At 54.9% G+C, this 16,688-nt stretch carries 16 protein-coding genes; 11 read left to right on the plus strand and 5 right to left on the minus strand.

The window, feature by feature from the left end; genetic code table 11:
• Positions 1-113: 113 nt before the first annotated feature.
• The gene (gene ilvD, locus ACI1P1_RS15615; RefSeq protein ID WP_416217339.1) at positions 114-1,754 is read left to right on the plus strand and encodes a dihydroxy-acid dehydratase; all 1,641 of its coding nucleotides are present in this window, start codon (positions 114-116) and stop codon (positions 1,752-1,754) included.
• A gap of 100 nt (positions 1,755-1,854) precedes the next feature.
• On the opposite strand, the gene ACI1P1_RS15620 is transcribed toward ilvD, so the two are convergent.
• Positions 1,855-3,771, minus strand: coding sequence for a S8 family peptidase (locus ACI1P1_RS15620; protein ID WP_416217340.1), 1,917 nt, complete (start codon positions 3,769-3,771; stop codon positions 1,855-1,857).
• A 214-nt stretch (positions 3,772-3,985) separates the two neighbouring features.
• Here ACI1P1_RS15620 and ACI1P1_RS15625 point away from each other — a divergent pair, with 214 nt between their 5' ends.
• Positions 3,986-4,486: a YpuI family protein gene (locus ACI1P1_RS15625; RefSeq protein WP_416217341.1), complete on the plus strand. Its 501-nt coding sequence runs from the start codon at positions 3,986-3,988 to the stop codon at positions 4,484-4,486.
• 79 nt (positions 4,487-4,565) lie between these two features.
• On the opposite strand, the gene ACI1P1_RS15630 is transcribed toward ACI1P1_RS15625, so the two are convergent.
• Both ACI1P1_RS15630 and ACI1P1_RS15635 read right to left on the minus strand, forming a co-directional pair.
• A complete protein-coding gene (locus ACI1P1_RS15630; RefSeq protein ID WP_416217342.1) occupies positions 4,566-5,549 on the minus strand; it encodes a D-isomer specific 2-hydroxyacid dehydrogenase family protein in 984 nt (327 codons plus the stop codon).
• On the minus strand, positions 5,530-5,688 hold the full coding sequence (locus ACI1P1_RS15635) for a hypothetical protein (RefSeq protein WP_416217343.1): 159 nt from the start codon (positions 5,686-5,688) through the stop codon (positions 5,530-5,532). Before ACI1P1_RS15635 ends, ACI1P1_RS15630 begins: the two co-directional genes overlap by 20 nt.
• A gap of 177 nt (positions 5,689-5,865) precedes the next feature.
• Here ACI1P1_RS15635 and ACI1P1_RS15640 point away from each other — a divergent pair, with 177 nt between their 5' ends.
• Complete coding sequence (locus ACI1P1_RS15640) at positions 5,866-6,780, plus strand: LysR family transcriptional regulator (RefSeq protein WP_416217344.1); 915 nt, start codon at positions 5,866-5,868, stop codon at positions 6,778-6,780.
• Between the two features lie 46 nt (positions 6,781-6,826).
• On the opposite strand, the gene ACI1P1_RS15645 is transcribed toward ACI1P1_RS15640, so the two are convergent.
• Positions 6,827-7,435: a TetR/AcrR family transcriptional regulator gene (locus ACI1P1_RS15645; RefSeq protein ID WP_416217345.1), complete on the minus strand. Its 609-nt coding sequence runs from the start codon at positions 7,433-7,435 to the stop codon at positions 6,827-6,829.
• A gap of 152 nt (positions 7,436-7,587) precedes the next feature.
• Between ACI1P1_RS15645 and ACI1P1_RS15650 the strand changes: the two genes are divergently transcribed.
• The 7 genes from ACI1P1_RS15650 to ACI1P1_RS15680 all read left to right on the plus strand — a co-directional run bounded on the left by ACI1P1_RS15650 (position 7,588) and on the right by ACI1P1_RS15680 (position 15,301).
• On the plus strand, positions 7,588-8,832 hold the full coding sequence (locus tag ACI1P1_RS15650) for an MFS transporter (protein WP_416217346.1): 1,245 nt from the start codon (positions 7,588-7,590) through the stop codon (positions 8,830-8,832).
• Positions 8,833-8,894: 62 nt separating this feature from the next.
• A complete protein-coding gene (locus ACI1P1_RS15655) occupies positions 8,895-9,104 on the plus strand; it encodes a DUF1540 domain-containing protein (RefSeq protein ID WP_416217347.1) in 210 nt (69 codons plus the stop codon).
• 82 nt (positions 9,105-9,186) lie between these two features.
• A complete protein-coding gene (locus ACI1P1_RS15660) occupies positions 9,187-9,687 on the plus strand; it encodes a hypothetical protein (RefSeq protein WP_416217348.1) in 501 nt (166 codons plus the stop codon).
• Between the two features lie 777 nt (positions 9,688-10,464).
• The gene (locus ACI1P1_RS15665) at positions 10,465-11,613 is read left to right on the plus strand and encodes a BMP family ABC transporter substrate-binding protein (RefSeq protein WP_416217349.1); all 1,149 of its coding nucleotides are present in this window, start codon (positions 10,465-10,467) and stop codon (positions 11,611-11,613) included.
• Positions 11,614-11,708: 95 nt separating this feature from the next.
• On the plus strand, positions 11,709-13,241 hold the full coding sequence (locus ACI1P1_RS15670) for an ABC transporter ATP-binding protein (RefSeq protein WP_416217350.1): 1,533 nt from the start codon (positions 11,709-11,711) through the stop codon (positions 13,239-13,241).
• Positions 13,238-14,335 (plus strand): ABC transporter permease, encoded by a 1,098-nt coding sequence (locus ACI1P1_RS15675; protein ID WP_416217351.1) that lies wholly within the window; start codon positions 13,238-13,240, stop codon positions 14,333-14,335. The genes ACI1P1_RS15670 and ACI1P1_RS15675 overlap by 4 nt, the downstream gene beginning before the upstream one ends.
• An 18-nt stretch (positions 14,336-14,353) precedes the next feature.
• Positions 14,354-15,301, plus strand: a complete 948-nt coding sequence (locus ACI1P1_RS15680; protein WP_416217352.1) for an ABC transporter permease — start codon at positions 14,354-14,356, stop codon at positions 15,299-15,301.
• Positions 15,302-15,604: 303 nt separating this feature from the next.
• On the opposite strand, the gene ACI1P1_RS15685 is transcribed toward ACI1P1_RS15680, so the two are convergent.
• On the minus strand, positions 15,605-15,805 hold the full coding sequence (locus ACI1P1_RS15685) for a hypothetical protein (RefSeq protein ID WP_416217353.1): 201 nt from the start codon (positions 15,803-15,805) through the stop codon (positions 15,605-15,607).
• A gap of 162 nt (positions 15,806-15,967) precedes the next feature.
• Here ACI1P1_RS15685 and ACI1P1_RS15690 point away from each other — a divergent pair, with 162 nt between their 5' ends.
• Positions 15,968-16,645 carry a lytic transglycosylase domain-containing protein gene (locus ACI1P1_RS15690; protein ID WP_416217354.1) on the plus strand — a complete coding sequence of 226 codons (678 nt, stop codon included), beginning with the start codon at positions 15,968-15,970 and terminating at the stop codon, positions 16,643-16,645.
• Positions 16,646-16,688: the final 43 nt, after the last annotated feature.

Genomic DNA, 16,688 nt, shown 5'->3' on the forward strand with positions numbered 1-16,688 from the left:
TGTGCTTTCCGGAGGTGTGAAAAAAGAAAAAAATTCACATTTTAGCTGTTGTAAAATGAAAAAATTTTTTTTATTATGGCAGTAAGAGAAAAATTTCACGAGGAGGAGAAGCTGTGAAAAACCGCATTTCGGAAATTGCTCCTTTCACCCGCGCCATACTGAAGGCGCATCTGTGCTCCTGCGGAGTCGACTATAAAAGTCTGGATAAGCCTGTGATTGCCATCGCCAACTCCTGGAATGAAATTGTGCCCGGCCATGTACATCTGCGCCAGCTGGCAGACCGTGTGAAGCAGGGCGTGGAGGCGGCGGGAGGCGTTGCTCTTGAATTCAACACCATCGCCGTGTGCGACGGCATTGCCCAGGGTCATCAAGGCATGAAATATTCCTTGCCCAGCCGGGAAACCATCGCCGACAGTGTGGAAATTATGGTGAACGGTCACGGGATCTTCGACGGTATGGTAGTGCTGAGCTCCTGCGATAAAATTGTCCCCGGCATGCTGATGGCGGCTGCCCGGCTGAATCTGCCCAGCGTAGTGGTGCTGGGAGGCGTTATGCCCAACCACATCAAGCCCAAGGAATCCAAAGCCGCACGGCGGGCTTTTTTGGACGGCAAGCTGGATGAGCAAGGTTTGGTGGAGGTCACCAACCAGTATTACCCCGGCCCCGGCGCCTGCCCCTTCCTGGGTACGGCCAATACTATGCAGGGCATGTCCGAGGCACTCGGCATGTCACTTCCTTACACCTCATGGATGCAGGCGCTGTCCGACGAGCAGCTGGATGCCGCCGAGGAGGCGGGCCGCCAGGCGGTCCAACTAGTGCGCCAGGGGATTACCCCCAGCCAGATCATGACTCAGGCTGCCTTCGAAAATGCGATTTCGGTGCTGCTGGCCATGGGCGGCTCCCTGAATGCTTGCTTGCATCTGCCGGCGATTGCCCATGAGCTGGGTTTGTCCCTGCCTCTGGATCTGTTTGACGAGATCAGCCGCAGAGTGCCCTTCCTGGCCGGAGTTACCCCGAACAACCAGGAATACACCACCAATGACCTGCAGCGAGCAGGCGGGCTGCCGGCGCTGATGAAGGAGCTTGGCGGACTGATCCGCGGGGAGGCCCTTACCGTTACAGGGCACACCATGAGCGGCAATATTGCGGAGGCCGAGGTAACGGACCGCGATGTAATCCATTTTATCGATTCGCCGATTGATAACGAAGGCGGTATCGCCGTGCTGACGGGGAATCTGGCGGCCGACGGCTGTCTCATCAAGCAGTCTGCCGTTGCCCCCGAGCTCCGCGAGTTCAGCGGCCCTGCCCGGGTATTCAACTCCGAGGAGGAGTTCGACCACGCCTATGACGAAGGCAAAATCCAGGAGGGTGACGCGGTGATCATCCGTTACGAAGGCCCCCGCGGCGGACCCGGCATGCGTGAGCTTCACCGATGTACGGAGATTCTGGGCAAGTTCAAGCGGGTGGCGCTTGTCACAGACGGACGTTTCTCCGGCGCCAGCGCAGGGTTGTCCATCGGCTATGCCAGCCCTGAGGCCGCAGACGGTGGGGTTATCGCACTGGTCCGTGACGGGGATACTGTGGTGATTGACGTCCAGAAGCGCCTAATCCATCTGGAGGTTTCCGAGGAGGAGCTGGCGGAGCGGGCCAAACATCTGGAGTTTATCAGGCAAGAGGCCAGCAAGCTGCTTCGTCTGTATGCATCAAGCTCCTCCTCCGCGGCGTACGGGGCCGTACGGAGGGTGAAGGAGTAATCCCATAGTTTCCGCCCCAAAAAGCCGCTTCCTTTACCTGATTCCTTACATCAGGCGGGAAGCGGCTTTAGTGGTATTAGGAAGGGGGTGGTTCCGGATTTTACCGGACCGGCTGCTCCCCTGCCCAGCGTTCCAGCTGACGGGACAGCCATTCCGGCATATAGCTCAGGGAATTCCGGCTGGTATCGGCCATTTCCAGCGCTTTAACCACATCGATCAAGCCGTAGCCGAAATATTTGTCTCTGCCCGGTTCCCCGATATCCGAAGCCGACTTGCGCATAATTTCCATAACCTCGGTGTTTTTCAGCAGCGGGTTGGCCGAGCGGATAAGCGCAGCCAGCGCGGACACATGAGGGCTGGCCATGGAGGTGCCGGATAACGCCGCATACTGGTTGTCGGGATAGGTGCTGGGAATGCTGACGCCGGGAGCGGCCACATCAATGTAATTGCCGTAATTGGAGAAGCTGGCTTTGTTCTTCTTGGCGTCGGTGGCTGCCACCGCAAATACTTCCTCATACGCGGCGGGATATCCCGGACGCTCCGTATTGTCGTTGCCGCTGGCGGCAATCAGCACAACGTCTTTGTCGTAGGCGTATTTGATGGCGTCATGCAAAAACTGTGCGTCGGCGTAATTGCCTAGGCTTAAATTAATCACCTTGGCTCCGTGATCCGCCGCCCAGATAATACCCTGGGCTACCGCATAGGTGCTGCCGGAGCCGGAGGCGTCCAGGACCTTGATGGGCAGAATGGGGTTAAACCAAGTCATACCCGCTACCCCTTCGTTGTTATTGACCAGAGCCGAGATAATCCCGGCGACGTGAGTGCCATGCCCAACGTCGTCCTGGGGCGGAGTGGTTCCTTGGGACACGATGTTGGTTCCCCCCAGCAGATTTTCCTTCAAATCCGGATGGTTCAGGTCCACACCCGTATCCACAACCGCTACCTTCACGTCCTGGCTGCCCCTGCCGATGTTCCAGCCCTGAAGGGTTTCAATTAGCGGCAGATTCCATTGGTAACGGGAATAGAGAGCGTCATTGGGCACGCCGCCGTTCATGTCCATGGCGTTGTTCCGGCCGCCCTCTGTAACCTCAGCGGATTTAGTAAAGCGCAGTCTGTCATTGGTCAAATAAAGATAATGGGGCTCCGCATATTCCACATTCCAGCCCTTGAAATAGGCCATCATCTGCTGGGCCTCCATATCGGAGGATTCGAACACATAGGTGTAGCCCAGCTTTTGGGCAGGCCCCGCATGAAGCTCCCGGGCGATGCGCTTCAGCTCCTCCTCCGTGGGAGGTGTGGCGAATTTCACCACCACCTGATTCTTATGGTAGTGGCTGGTGCCTTCATTTTCCTCCGGATGATCCACGGTAACGTCCGTGAGCGTATCCGTATCTACGGATTCGATCTTCCAGTTGCCTTCTGCCGGATACGGAACCACCCGCAGATTTCGGATTTGGTGTTCTTTCACCTTGCCCAGGATGCTCTGGCGGACCAGCGCGGTCACAACCGAACGGCTGCCGCCGGGATCCATGCCGGACATGACGAAATAGGTTCCGTCGGAGGTGGTAATGGCCGGAGATTGGTATTCCCCGCCCATAGCCGCCATATGAAGGGCCTTATCCAGCTCGGGCTGGGCCTTCTCCAAAATCTCCGGGGCGACCTCGCCTGCCAGCATACCATCCATGTGAACATCTTCCGGGCCCAGCGTGACATACAATCTTGCCATATGGGGATGCTCTGCCTGCAAGGCAGCCAAATGGGCTCCGGCAGCACGGGGACCGGCCGCCGCCAGCTCCGCCGCCGCCTTGCGCAGGTCCACGGCACACTGCTTCCGGCACAGGATGTTGGTTGCCTCTACATCATCCGCCACCTGCAGCTGCTTGATGTTCAGCTCATGTGCCGGGGAAACATTGCCCTCGTCCAACTGCTGCTGTCTGGTTCCTTTGTCCCCGTCACGGGGGGTCAGCAGCACCGCCAGCAGAGCCAGCGCAGCAATGGTTACAATTTGCCTCCTCAATGCTATTCCTCCTTAAACGTTGCGCCAGCATGGGCACGGCCGTAGGTTTGTTGAAGTCCAGACTTAGGGTTGGAACCGGAGGTGCTTTTTATGCAGAACGCGGCTTTTCGGATTCCGATTCCCTGCCGTTTGTGGTACGATAGAGCTGGAAGACGCGCTGCCTCGCCGAGTCTTGGCAGTATTGACGGATTACCATTTAGGAGGACATTTTGTTATGCCCAATGACAACGTAAAGAATTTATGCGAGACCACCCGGGTTAAGCTCAAGGAAGCCACCGCCAAGATGGAGCTGTTCTTAAACCATCATTCTCTGGAGCAGCTGAACACCGAAACCGATCCGGCTATGGACGAGTTTTACCGGGCGTATCTTCAGGATACCCGGCATCTTCTGGTATTCGCGGAGGTTGCGTACGAGAAGCTTGGCGTCAGTCTGCGCCGTCCCCAATTCAATCTGGACTATTCCGAAAAGGTGCTGTACGACGTTTATCATAACTGCGTCAACAATTTCTTCTATCCCAAGAACGAATGCTACTCCGAGGACGGCCGGTATGCCTATACAGGCCAGGATGCCATCCGCTTCCGCAAGAAGCCCAGCCGCCTGGTCCGTGACCTGACCATCGAGCTGTCCAAGATTTTTGAGGAGCTGCGCGAGGATCTGACTTATTACGAAACCGACTACATTACCAAACGCCGTATGCAGGGCGAAAAAATATAAGCCCTGTCCTCGGGCAGAGCTGTCTTTAAGCAAACAAAAAAGATGCCCCGCGGCATCTTTTTTGATTTTATAAAAAAACTTATTTGATTTCCGTTCTGCAGGGCTGGCCCGACGTGAAGCTGGCGATTCCTTCGAAGGCACAGCGAACCATAGAGGCCACGGCGGTATCCGTATAGAAGGCCAGATGCTGGGTCATGACGGTATTGGGAAATTGGCGCAAATACGCCATGTTTTTATTCTGCAGGATATCCGTTCGCCGGTCCCGGTGATAAATGCCGCTTTCACCCTCGATCACATCCAGTGCCAAAGCGCCGATTTTGTGATTTTCGATGCCCCAAATCAGAGCCTCCACGTCCATCAATTCCCCTCTGGCGCAATTGACCAGAACCACTCCGTCCTTCATCCGCGCAAGCGTGTCCCGGTTAATCATGTACAGGGTGCTGTCATTCAAGGGGGTATGGAGGGATATCACATCACTTTCCCTGTAGATGGTTTCCAGGTCCACATACTGCGCCTTTTCTGCCACCTCCGGGTCCTTGTGCACATCATAAGCCAGGATTTTGGAGCCGAAACCGCTGAGGTTTTGAATAACGGCTTTGCCGATCCGGCCGGTTCCTACAACGCCGATGGTCAGGTCATGCAGCTCTCTGCCCCGCAGGCCCTTAAGGGAATAATCGTTGACTTGGCCTCTCCACAGCGCCTGCTTGTAATGGCGGAGCACCATCAGCATCAGCATGATCGTATAGTCGGCGACACCGGTTGGCGGGTAATCCGAGTTGCAGATCCGCAAGCCGATCTTGCGGGCATGTTGGACATCGATATGGTCGTAGCCCACTGTTCGGGTGGAGCAGCAGGAGATGCCCATCTCCATTAGTTTGTCCTGAATTTCGGGGGTGAGCAGGCTGTGGCCCAGGATGGTAACGCCGTCATAGCCCCTGACCCGCTCCGCGTTATCAAGCGTCAGAATCTCCTCCACCAGTTCAGTCTCCCAGCCGAATTCAGCGGACAATTGCCCGAATATTTCCCTTTCGTCATCACGGACTTCAAATGCGATCAGCTTCAACCTGCTTCTCTCCTGTCAATGTAAAATGGGTTTTATGATTGTCCGCTTTTGCTTTTGCGGTCAGCATCTTGACAAACAGCGGAGTGGCCAATGCGCTCACCACCACAACGAAGGAAAGCTGGGCGGTTGCTGTTTCCACGAAGGGGCTATACGCTCAGGCCGGCCGGGATCGCCTGTATGTTCTTGAGCATGAGTCTTCCGATCCCTCCCGGCAATCTGTTCTAAACAAACACTATATAGACGGGATCCGTGTATTTCCAATATTGATTTTGCACGCTATAATAACTAAAAGTTATTAAAAGGTGAAGAGGCGCCTATGAACCTGAAGCAGCTGGAATATTTTGTGGCCGTAGCGGAAACCTTGAACTTTACCAAGGCCGCCCGGAAGTTTTATATCTCCCAAACGGCCATCACCAAGCAGATTATGGCTCTGGAGGACCGTCTGGGGGCGAAGCTGTTCATCCGCTCCAAACACCGTGTGGAGCTCACTCCGGCCGGATTTGTTTTCCTGCAGGAGGCCAAAGCCATCCTGAACCGTGCGGAGGAAGCCGTCGAAAGAGTCCATCTGGCTGCCGGTGGCATTGCCGGCTCCCTTAACATCGGGTTTGTGAAGGGCTACGAAAAAACCTCCTTCTCCAATCTGATCCTGGATTTTCACAAGGACTATCCCCATGTGTTCATGTCCTTCACCCGCAACAATGCGGAGGAGCTGTACCGTGCGGCGGAAAGCCGGGATTTGGATATTGTGTTCACCATAGCCAACGGTCTGGGCACTCATGAGGAACTGGAGCGCCGCACCGTTCGGAGATATCCGCTGGTGGCGGTGGTGTATCCCGGCCACCCGCTGGCGGACCGTCCTTCCCTGAGATTGGAGGAGCTGCAGCATGAGCAGTTGCTGCTGATGGACGCCTCCTACCGGGAAACAGGCGGCAGAGGAGCGGGAATCAAGGATTTTCTCGCCAACCAGTCCATGCCCATGATCATCCAGCAATCGCGGGATGCGGAATCCATCCTCCTGATGGTTTCGGCCGATATGGGGGTGGCGCTGCTGCCTTCGTACACCATGAAATATCTGAACCAATCCAGGCATCTGCGCATTATTCCGCTTGAGGATGGAATAGAAATGGTGGAGATCGCCGCCGTCTGGAACAAAAGCAATCCCAACCCCGCGTTAGGCATGTTTCTGCGCAAAATGGCAAATGCCCAACAACAAAAAAGCTCTGGCGGATAACTGATCCGTCCGGAGCTTTTGTTGTCTAATTGGGGTCAAGGTGGGATTAGGGCTCAAACTGCAGCGCTTCTATTTCGGTACCGGCAGACAAGCCGGTAAGGGCATACCCGATCCACATCTCGATAAACCTGTCATCCACCGGCTCCCCTGTAATCAGAAGGCGGTAGAAGAGGGGGGCGAAGAGCAGATCGATGGCCAGCTCCGTATCCAGGTCCCGGCGCAGCTCTCCCCGGGCTATACCCTTCTCCAGAATCCCCTTGGAGATCAGCCGCCGCGGGTTAAAATAACGGCTGCGGTATTCCTCCGCAATCTTGGGGTCGAATTGCCCTTCGGCAATAAACTCCTTGATGGTTTTGCCTTCCCCGCTTGTAAGAAAATCCGCCAGATGCCGGACCTGCAGAATAAGATCCTGCCGGACGGAGCCGGTATCCGGCACCGTCAGCTTTGCTTCGGAGGCTTCGAAGAAGGCCTCAATCACAACAGCGGCTTTATTGGGCCACCATTTGTAGATGGTGGCTTTGCTGACGCCGGCCCGTTCGGATATCCCATCCACGGTTACAGCCTTAAATCCCTGCTCCTCCAGCAGCCGGCAGGCGGCGTCCAGAATGGCCTTACGTGTGCTTTCGCTTCTTGGGCGGCCAGGCTTTTTTTCCATAACAAATCCCCTTGTTCAGAATTTAAAAACGATACGTTTATTATATAAGGCCCAAAGTGGAATGAAAAGGGTTGACAAAACTAAACGGTACGTTTACTATTTAATTAATGAACGATACGTATAGTATTTAAATTGAATTGGAGGTCCTGAAGATGAAGAATCCCAACAACCGGCTCCATTCCTTATCCAATCCCCCGGCTATGACAGCGCGGCTGATGTTTATCCTAGCTGCTGCCTGTGGACTGATTGTGGCGAATCTGTATTATGCGCAGCCCTTGGTGGGCCCCATCAGCCAATCTGCAGGTATTTCGCCGGCTGCATCCGGGCTGATTGTCACGATGACCCAAATCGGGTATGTTATCGGCTTATTGTTTATCGTGCCTTTAAGCGATCTGCTGGAAAACCGCCGGCTCGTATCCATGGCCCTGGGGGTGGCTGCTGTCGGGCTGACAGGAGCTGCCCTGGCCAATGGAATGGCCATGTTTTTTGCGGCGGCGGTTCTTATTGGAGCAGGCTCAGTTGGCGCCCAGATCCTGGTGCCCTATGCCGCTTCGTTGGCTCCGGCGGACCAGCGCGGCCGGATTGTCGGCAATATTATGAGCGGTCTGCTCTTGGGTATTATGCTGGCCCGGCCTGCCGCCAGCCTTACTGCAGGCCTGTTGGGCTGGCGGGCGGTATTCCTTCTGTCCGCGGTGTTGATGGGGCTGCTGATTATGCTGCTGCTTCCCATGTTACCCAAGCGGATCCCCCAGAGCCGGGAGCGTTATCCGCAGATTCTACTGTCACTCTGGGATTTGCTTCGGACTAAACCTGTCCTGCGCAGAAGAGCCTTGTATCAGGCTTGTCTGTTTGGCAGCTTCAGTCTCTTCTGGACCGTGGTGCCCTTATGGCTGTCCGACCATTTCCACGCCTCCCAGAATGAAATCGCGGTTTTTGCCTTGGTTGGTGTTGCCGGCGCTATCGCCGCTCCCATTGCCGGGAGACTGGCCGACAAGGGCTGGACCCGGCGGCTGACCGGCCTTGCCATTGTCACCGCTGCCTTATCCTTTGCGCTGACTCACGCTTTTGCAGGCAACCGAATCCTGTCCGTCATTTTCTTCTGTGCAGCCGCTGTACTGCTGGACATGGCGGTTTCCGGCAACCTGGTGCTGGGCCAGCAGGCTATCTATGCCTTGGGAGATGAAATCCGCGGGCGAGTCAACGGATTGTTTATGGCGATTTTCTTTGCAGGGGGTGCCTTGGGCTCCGCCGTTGGCGGCTGGACTTACGCTCAGGGCGGCTGGATGCTGGCATCGTTTGCCGGTATATGTTTTCCTGTGTTGGCCTTCCTGTATTATCTGACGGAGCTGCCAAGGCCGTCACGCAGGTCCCGGATACTTCCCTCTGGGGAAATTTAACGGATCCGGCTCAGCGGTCAAATCCCTTCCCCGGGGCACAATGAATGGGGGAGGTGATAACGATGCCTGACGTAAAATGTGCCGTTTCCAACTGTGCATATTGGAACAAAGGGAACAAGTGCGGAGCCGACCTGATCATGATTGAAGTGGATCAGCACGCCAATGCCAAATTCGACACTGAATTTGCCGGTGAGTCCTTCGATACGGAACATCAGGACAATGCGCCCAATTCCAAAAACACCTGCTGCCACACCTTTAAGCCGAATTCTTAAGTGTCCGGGGGCTTTGGCCATTTTGTCCGGGTTGGCCGGAGGATGGAGGGAAGCCTTCTGTCAGAGAGGAGGCCCACTAGAGATGGAGATCGAGAAGGACTGGGAAAAGGAAGAAGCCAAACGGGTGGACGAACCCGAGTTCGTTGATGACGAAGAGGCATTCAGCGAATTCAGCGATGAGCTGGGGGTGGAAGGGAATATCGACGGGGTAAACCCGTCGTTAGGCTCTGTCCACAGGGATATTGAGGATTCATATATCGAGTTTAGCGGCGAATTGGGGCCGGGACAGGCGTTTTCCTCCGGGATGGCGCCGCGGGTGGGCCAATGGGCCGACAAGGAACGGATTCCGGCAGCCGATGCCGGAAACGAAAGGGACAAGGGCGGCAACCGGACTACAGCCTGGATTGCTATTGTCCTCGCCATCGGGTCCTTGCTGTTCTGGCCGGCTGTATTGGGACCGGCGGCAGTGGTAATGGGTGCAGTCGCCTACGCCTCGGGCAACAAATCCGTCGGCATATGGTCCGTGGCATTGGGCCTGCTTTCGGTTATTGCCTACTTTGTCCTGCTGCCGCGACTATATTAAGTGAGTTGCAAAGCCTCTCCGGGCATGATCCGGAGGGGCTTTTGCGTTGTGGGGTGTTTGGGCGGCAACGGCCAATAAGAAGGCAACGGCCAGTCAGCGGTAACGGCCAGTCAGCGGCAAACATGGGCAGACTGGATGGCGGTTGGCCAGCCGTAACAGCGGCAATAAGCAGCCGGACTTAGTGCTATTATCCGTCCCTTGTCCAGAAGCATTTTCTTACGGACCCACGATCCGTTATTTTCCGTATTTGTACCAAAACGGGATTTTCGCGGACTGAGGTTCCGTTATTACGCTCCATCCACCCTTAAAAAGCCCGTTTGACCCCATATAACGGATCCTCGGTCCGCATACCTGGAAATAGTCCTGTTTTATTGGAAATAGCGGAACCTGTGTCCGTTCGGGCAGTCGTCCCAGGTATAGCAGCTGCCTCATACCTCATCAAAACTTGCAATCGCTTTCCTAACTTTATCTTCGGTCAAGCTGATTATTCCATGCGTTGTGTAATCCGAACGTTCGTGTTTTATAGTAGTTAAAACCAACTGAAAAACCCTCATTTCACGAACATTTGAAACTTATTTGAATCCTAAAGTTTTGTATTGACATTATTTCTAACATAAAGCACAATGAAATTGAGAAAAACGATGGTCAAAACCGAACGAATGTTAAAATTGCTTTCATTGGTGATTTTTCAGGGGGAATCGGTTTTTGATGGAATAAGAGCGGCGAACCGGTGGAACCCGGATTATTCGTTCGTTTCTAACTACAAGGAGGAGAACCATGAAGAGAAAGAGTTTTCTGAAGCTTGGCCTGGCTGCGGCACTGAGCCTGACCACCATCCTTGCCGGCTGCGGCGACAAAAAAGACGAGGGCGCATCCAACGCTTCCACCGTAACACCTGCTACCGCCGCATCTGCAGTGGCATCCACCGGAATCAAGAATCCCCGGGTATCCTTTGTTTACATCGGGCCTCCCGGCGACGGCGGTTATACCTACCAGCATGACCAAGGCCGTCTGTATATGGAGAAGGAGCTGGGCATCAAGGCTAAGGCCGTAGAGAACGTACCGGAGAGCGCTGACGCCGAGCGGATCATCACCCAACTGGCTCAAGAATCCGATATCGTGTTCACCACCAGCTTTGGTTATATGGATTACACGCTGAACGTGGCCAAGAAATTCCCCAAGGTGAAATTCTTCCACTGCTCCGGCTACAAAACCTCTGATAACATGAGTACTTACTTCGGCAAGAACTATCAGGCCAGCTACCTGTCCGGCATCGCCGCAGGCAAAGCTACCAAGAAGAATGTCATCGGCTATGTCGGCGCATTCCCGATTCCCGAAGTGATCTATAACATCAACGCCTACACCCTGGGCGCCCAAAGCGTAAACCCGGCCGTGAAGGTTATGGTCGTATGGTCCAACACCTGGTATGATCCGGCTACCGAGAAACAAGCTGCCATCTCCCTTCTGGACAAGGGCGCTGACGTGCTGATGGCTTACCAGGATTCCCCGGCTACCATTCAGGCGGCCCAAGAGCGCGGCGCCTTCGCAGGCGGCAACGACTCCGATATGTCCCGTTTTGCTCCCGACGCTTACCTGACCAACCCTGTCTGGAACTGGGGCCCGTATTATGTGAAGGCTGTTAAATCCGTAATCGACGGCACCTTCAAGTCCGAGCAATACTCCGGCGACATGAAGGACAACACCGTAGCGCTGGCTCCCTTCGGCAACAAGGTTCCCGACGAAACCAAGAAGCTGATCGCCGACAAGCAAAAGGCGATTGTTGACGGCACCCTGGACGTATTCACCGGCCCGATCCTAGACCAATCCGGCGCCACCAAGGTAGCGGAAGGCAAGAAGCTGACTTTGGATGAAGTGCTTGGCATGAACTGGTTTGTAAAAGGTGTAGACGGCTCTATTCCGAAGTGATAAAATTTGTGTGATTTTTAGGAAAAACATGATGGGGAGGGCTCCAGCCGGAGTCTTCCCCATGTGTATGAACTTTCGAGGGGGCCAAATTCGGTATGCTGGACCAGGCAGTCGAGATGAAACGGATAGTAAAACGGTTCGGTTCGGTGCTCGCAAACGATCAAGTCGATTTTTCGGCATCTGTCGGTGAAATCCATGCGCTTCTGGGCGAGAATGGCGCCGGCAAAAGCACGATGATGAGTATGCTGTCAGGAGTTTACCGCGCTGATGAGGGCGACATTATCATTCGCGGGAAGCCGGTGAAAATCCGCTCCCCCAAGGATGCAGCCGCATTGGGTGTGGGGATGGTGTTCCAGAATTTCAGGCTTGTCCACACGCTGACAGCGGCGGAGAACATCGTGCTTGGCGAAAAGGCGTCTTTTTGGCGCGGCACGAAATGGATGAAGGCCAAATGCAAGGAGATTGAAGAGCTGGCGGAGCACTTCGGGCTGGCGTTTCCCGTTGACCGTCCCATCTGGCAGCTGTCCGTAGGCGAGCAGCAGCGGGTGGAGATTGTGAAGACCCTGTACCGTGGGGCCAATATTATCATATTGGATGAACCCACCTCTGTATTGACCCCCGGAGAAGCAGAGCAATTGTTTGCTACTCTGATTCGTATGAAAGAGGAAGGCAAAACCGTCATTATCACCACGCATAAAATGAAGGAAGTGCTGGCCGTATCCGACCGGATTTCCGTTATGCGCAAAGGCAAGATGATTGCCACCTTGAATACGGCGGATACCAACGAGCGGGAGCTGGCCCAGCTTATGGTGGGCCGGGAGGTCACCATTACACGGCAGGCACGTACACCCACCAAGGGAAAACGTCTGCTTGAGGTGAAAAATCTGAACGTATTCGCCGAACATGGGCGTAAGGCTCTGGATCACCTGTCTCTTCATGTCCGTGAAGGGGAGATAGTCGGCATCGCCGGCGTTGCGGGCAACGGCCAGAAGGAGCTGGCTGAGGTGCTCACCGGCCTGCATCCGTGGCGGGACGGCGAAATTAACTTTGACGGCAAACGTGTGAAAAGTGCTTCCGTCCGGGGAGCCATCGATGCAGGAATTGCCCACGTTCCGGAGAACCGGATGAAAAGCGGTCTTGCCGGCCGTTTGGGGTCCGTGGACAATCTGCTGTTTAAGTCGTACCGTTCGCCGGAGCATTCCATATTCGGTATGCTCCGCTCTGTGAAAAACCGCATTTGGTCCCAGTCCCTGGTGGAGGACTTCGACGTGAAGACCGCCTCCTTGGACGCACCTGTCCAGCAGCTGTCCGGCGGCAACCAGCAAAAGCTGCTGTTCGCCCGTGAGATTAGCCACCGCCCGAAGCTGATGGTTGCCGTTCATCCAACACAAGGTCTGGACGTCGGCGCCACGGAAGGTGTGCATAAGCTTCTTATGGATCTGCGGCAGTCCGGCAGCGGTGTGCTGTTGATTTCTGAGGATCTGGATGAACTCCTGCAGCTGTCCGACCGGATTCTGGTGATCTACAACGGCCAGATTATCGGGGAGCAGACCTTCGAGGAAGCCAACCGGGAGCAAATCGGGATGCTGATGGCCGGTATCAAACACGAGAAAGGGGCTGCCGTATGAGCCGGCAAGGCATCGCCTCCACCGCACCGGTGAAGGAAAAGAAAGGTTTTTCATATCGGTTCCAACTGGATATGTCCATTATTAAGACCCCGTGGTGGGCTCCCGTGGTTTCCATTATTCTGGCCTTGGCGGCCTGCGCCGTGTTCATTGCGGCCAACGGGATGAACCCGCTCACCGTCTACGCCAAAATGTTCGACGGCGCCTTCGGCTCCAGCTACGGTTTTACAGAAACGCTGGTCAAGGCGATTCCGCTTCTGCTATGCGGCTTGGGCATTGCCGTAGCCTACCGGATTTCCGTCTGGAACATCGGGGCGGAGGGACAGTTTGTAGCCGGCGCTATGGCAGCAACGGCCATTACTATCTACATGCCCGGTTTGCCCGGTTATGTAGCCATCCCGGTGATGGTGATCGCCAGTATTGCGGCCGGCGGTGTTTGGGGCCTGTTGACGGCGCTGCCCAAGGTTTATTTTCAGGTTAATGAATTAATTACTTCATTAATGTTGAACTACGTAGCCTTGCTGGCAATGGATTATGTGGTCTTCGGTCCTTGGAAGGACCCCAAGGGGTTTAACTTCCCCGGCTCTCCTGTATTTTCGGGAGCCCAATCCCTGCCGGTGCTGGGCACTACGCGCCTGCATTTCGGCCTGATTTTCGGACTTATTGCGGTACTGGTTTATTTCCTGATGGTCAAATACACCAAGTGGGGCTACGAGCTCCGCCTGATCGGCGCCAATCCCAACGCTGCCAAATATGCGGGTATCCATATTAAACGCCATATTCTGATCGTGATGCTGATTAGCGGCGGTCTTGCAGGCCTTGCCGGCATGTCCGAGGTTTCCGGCGTCACCCACAAGCTGATGCAGGGGATTTCTCCAGGTTACGGTTATACGGCTATTATTGTGGCTTGGCTGGCGAAGCTGAATCCCCTGGGCATCGTGGTTTCGTCCGTGATGTTCGGCGCTCTTATCGTGGGTGGTTACAGCGTGCAGACCATCGGGCTGCCCTCATCCATTTCGGATATGCTGCAAGGGGCGATTCTGTTTTTCCTGATCGCCGGCGATATGCTGGTCCGGTTCCGCTTGCGGAAGAACTAAGGAGGAGAAAACAAGCATATGAACGATTTCAACCTGTACAGCTTCTCCGTTCAACTGCTGGTGGCGGCAGTTTCCGCCGGCACTCCGCTTCTGCTGGCCACATTGGGCGGCATTCTGAATGAACGGGCGGGCATTATCCAGCTTGGCGCCGAGGGCATTATGCTCATGGGCGCTGTGGTCACCTGTCTGGTGTACATCCGCACCGGCAGCCTGGCTTTGACTCTTATCTCGGCCGTAGCGGTAACGGCGCTGCTGGGTGTGCTGCATGCTTTCCTGACAGTAACCCTGAGGGCCAATCACGCCATGACCGGCTTGGCCATGACCCTGTTTGGCAGCGGGCTCAGTGCTTATCTGGGCAAATCCATCAGCGGTCAGCCCTTGCCCGGCAAAGCTCCGTTAGTGGAGCTTCCGTTCCTGAAGCCGATCCCGTTGATTGGCGAGCTGTTCTCCCGGATGGATGTACTCACCTGGTTCAGTATTTTCCTGGTGATTGTGCTGCATCTCTTGATCCATTACACCTCTTTTGGTCTTCATCTCAAAGCCATCGGCGACAGCCCTGCTACAGCGGATGTTATGGGCATCCGGGTGCAGCTGTCCCGGTATCTCTATGTAATCAGCGGCACAGCATTGATTGGTTTGGCCGGAGCGGACCTGATTCTGGCCTATACCCCCAGCTGGACGGAGGGGATGACCTCAGGCAAGGGCTGGATTGCCGTAGCGCTGATTATCTTCGCCAGATGGAATCCGCTGCGGGCCCTGTTCTGCGCATATCTCTTCGGCGCCCTGGACTCCCTTGGCTTCCGGATTCAGCTGACAGGCAGCACGATTCCGGTTTATTTTCTCAAAATGATTCCTTATGTGGTCACCATCCTGGTGCTGATGTACCTGGGCTGGCGCAACCGCAATAAACCCTCCGGCACACCGGAGGCGCTGGGTGTCCCGTATGTCCGGGAGCAGCGGTTTTAAAGGCAAACACGGAACAGACCCGGCTGTTTTTGTTCAGCGGGTCTGTTTTTTTGCTTCCGGAGCCGAAGGAGATAGGAAACAGCTGTGCTGCTGCCAGATGATGAAATGTGGAATGTAAGCGGCAAACAATGTCTGCTATAAACGACAAAAGGGCTGATTGCAGGAAATAACGACATAATTTGTCTGCTAATGCTCCCATTTTAGTGAAAAAAGCAGGGAATGGGGCGGTTAACAGACATTTTATGTCGGTATTCAGCCCGATGAGGCCCATTGTACAAAATAGCAGACATTTGTTGTCCGTTATTATTTGGCCCGTGTTTTGAACATGGCATACAGCTGCAGGCCGGCCAGAACGGCGGTATCCGTCAGGGAAGCGGCGAAGGCCAGCGCCAGCCAGTTTTCATTCTCCAGCAGGTAATACATCATGATGTGCCCGGCCAACAGGATGAGGAAGGCCACCAGCAAATTGATTTGGGTCAGGAATTTTAGCAGTTTTTCCAGCATAAGCTGCTCCTTTATATGCTTTTGGACTTATTTGGCAATAGTCTGCCCTAAGCCTATAGACCTGATTCATGCAAATTCGCTATATTTCCAGTAGATTAGACAACCCAAACAAGGTACAATATGGAGTGGAAGGCGTAACTTTACAACCGGGGAGCGATAGTCATGTCCATTGATCCATCTGTGCTCAAACAGCTGCTGTCTCTGCAGATGCTCCAGAGTACGGATACACTGACTGGCGGGAGCCAAACAAACGGAACGGGAACGGATTTTTCCGAGCTGCTCCAGCTATTGGTGGGTGATTCTGCTGCGGAATCCTCCAGACATAAGGTGATTCCCGCCGCGGAGCTGCTGGCCAGAGGAAAATGGAGCTCCGCTTACCTGGGCAATGCAGCCCTAAGCGCATCGGTACCCGGCAAATCGGCACCCTCCGATTATGAACAGCCGATCCAAGCGGCAAGCCGGCGTCACGGTGTGGAGTCCAGCCTGGTGAAGGCGGTTATCGAGGCGGAGTCGGGATATGACAGCAATGCCGTGTCCAAGGCGGGAGCCAAGGGCCTGATGCAGCTGATGGACGCCACCGGCCAGGGGCTGGGGGTCAGCAATCCCTTCGATGCGGTTCAGAATATTGAAGGCGGCACACGCTTCTTATCCAACCTGCTGCGCAAGTATGACGGCAACGAGGCTGTGGCATTGGCCGCGTATAACGCTGGTCCGGGCAGGGTGGACAGGCTGGGCATAAAGAACGATGCGGACCTGTATGCCAAGCTGGGGCAATTGCCCAAGGAAACCCAAGCTTACGTATCCAAGGTGCTGGGTTATAAAGCGCAATACGAAGCATAACAGCCAGGGGTCCTCATATTGGGGCTGGTATTTTGGGACGGGC

Source organism: Paenibacillus mesotrionivorans (assembly GCF_046098205.1).
GTDB lineage: Bacteria > Bacillota > Bacilli > Paenibacillales > NBRC-103111 > Paenibacillus_AR > Paenibacillus_AR mesotrionivorans.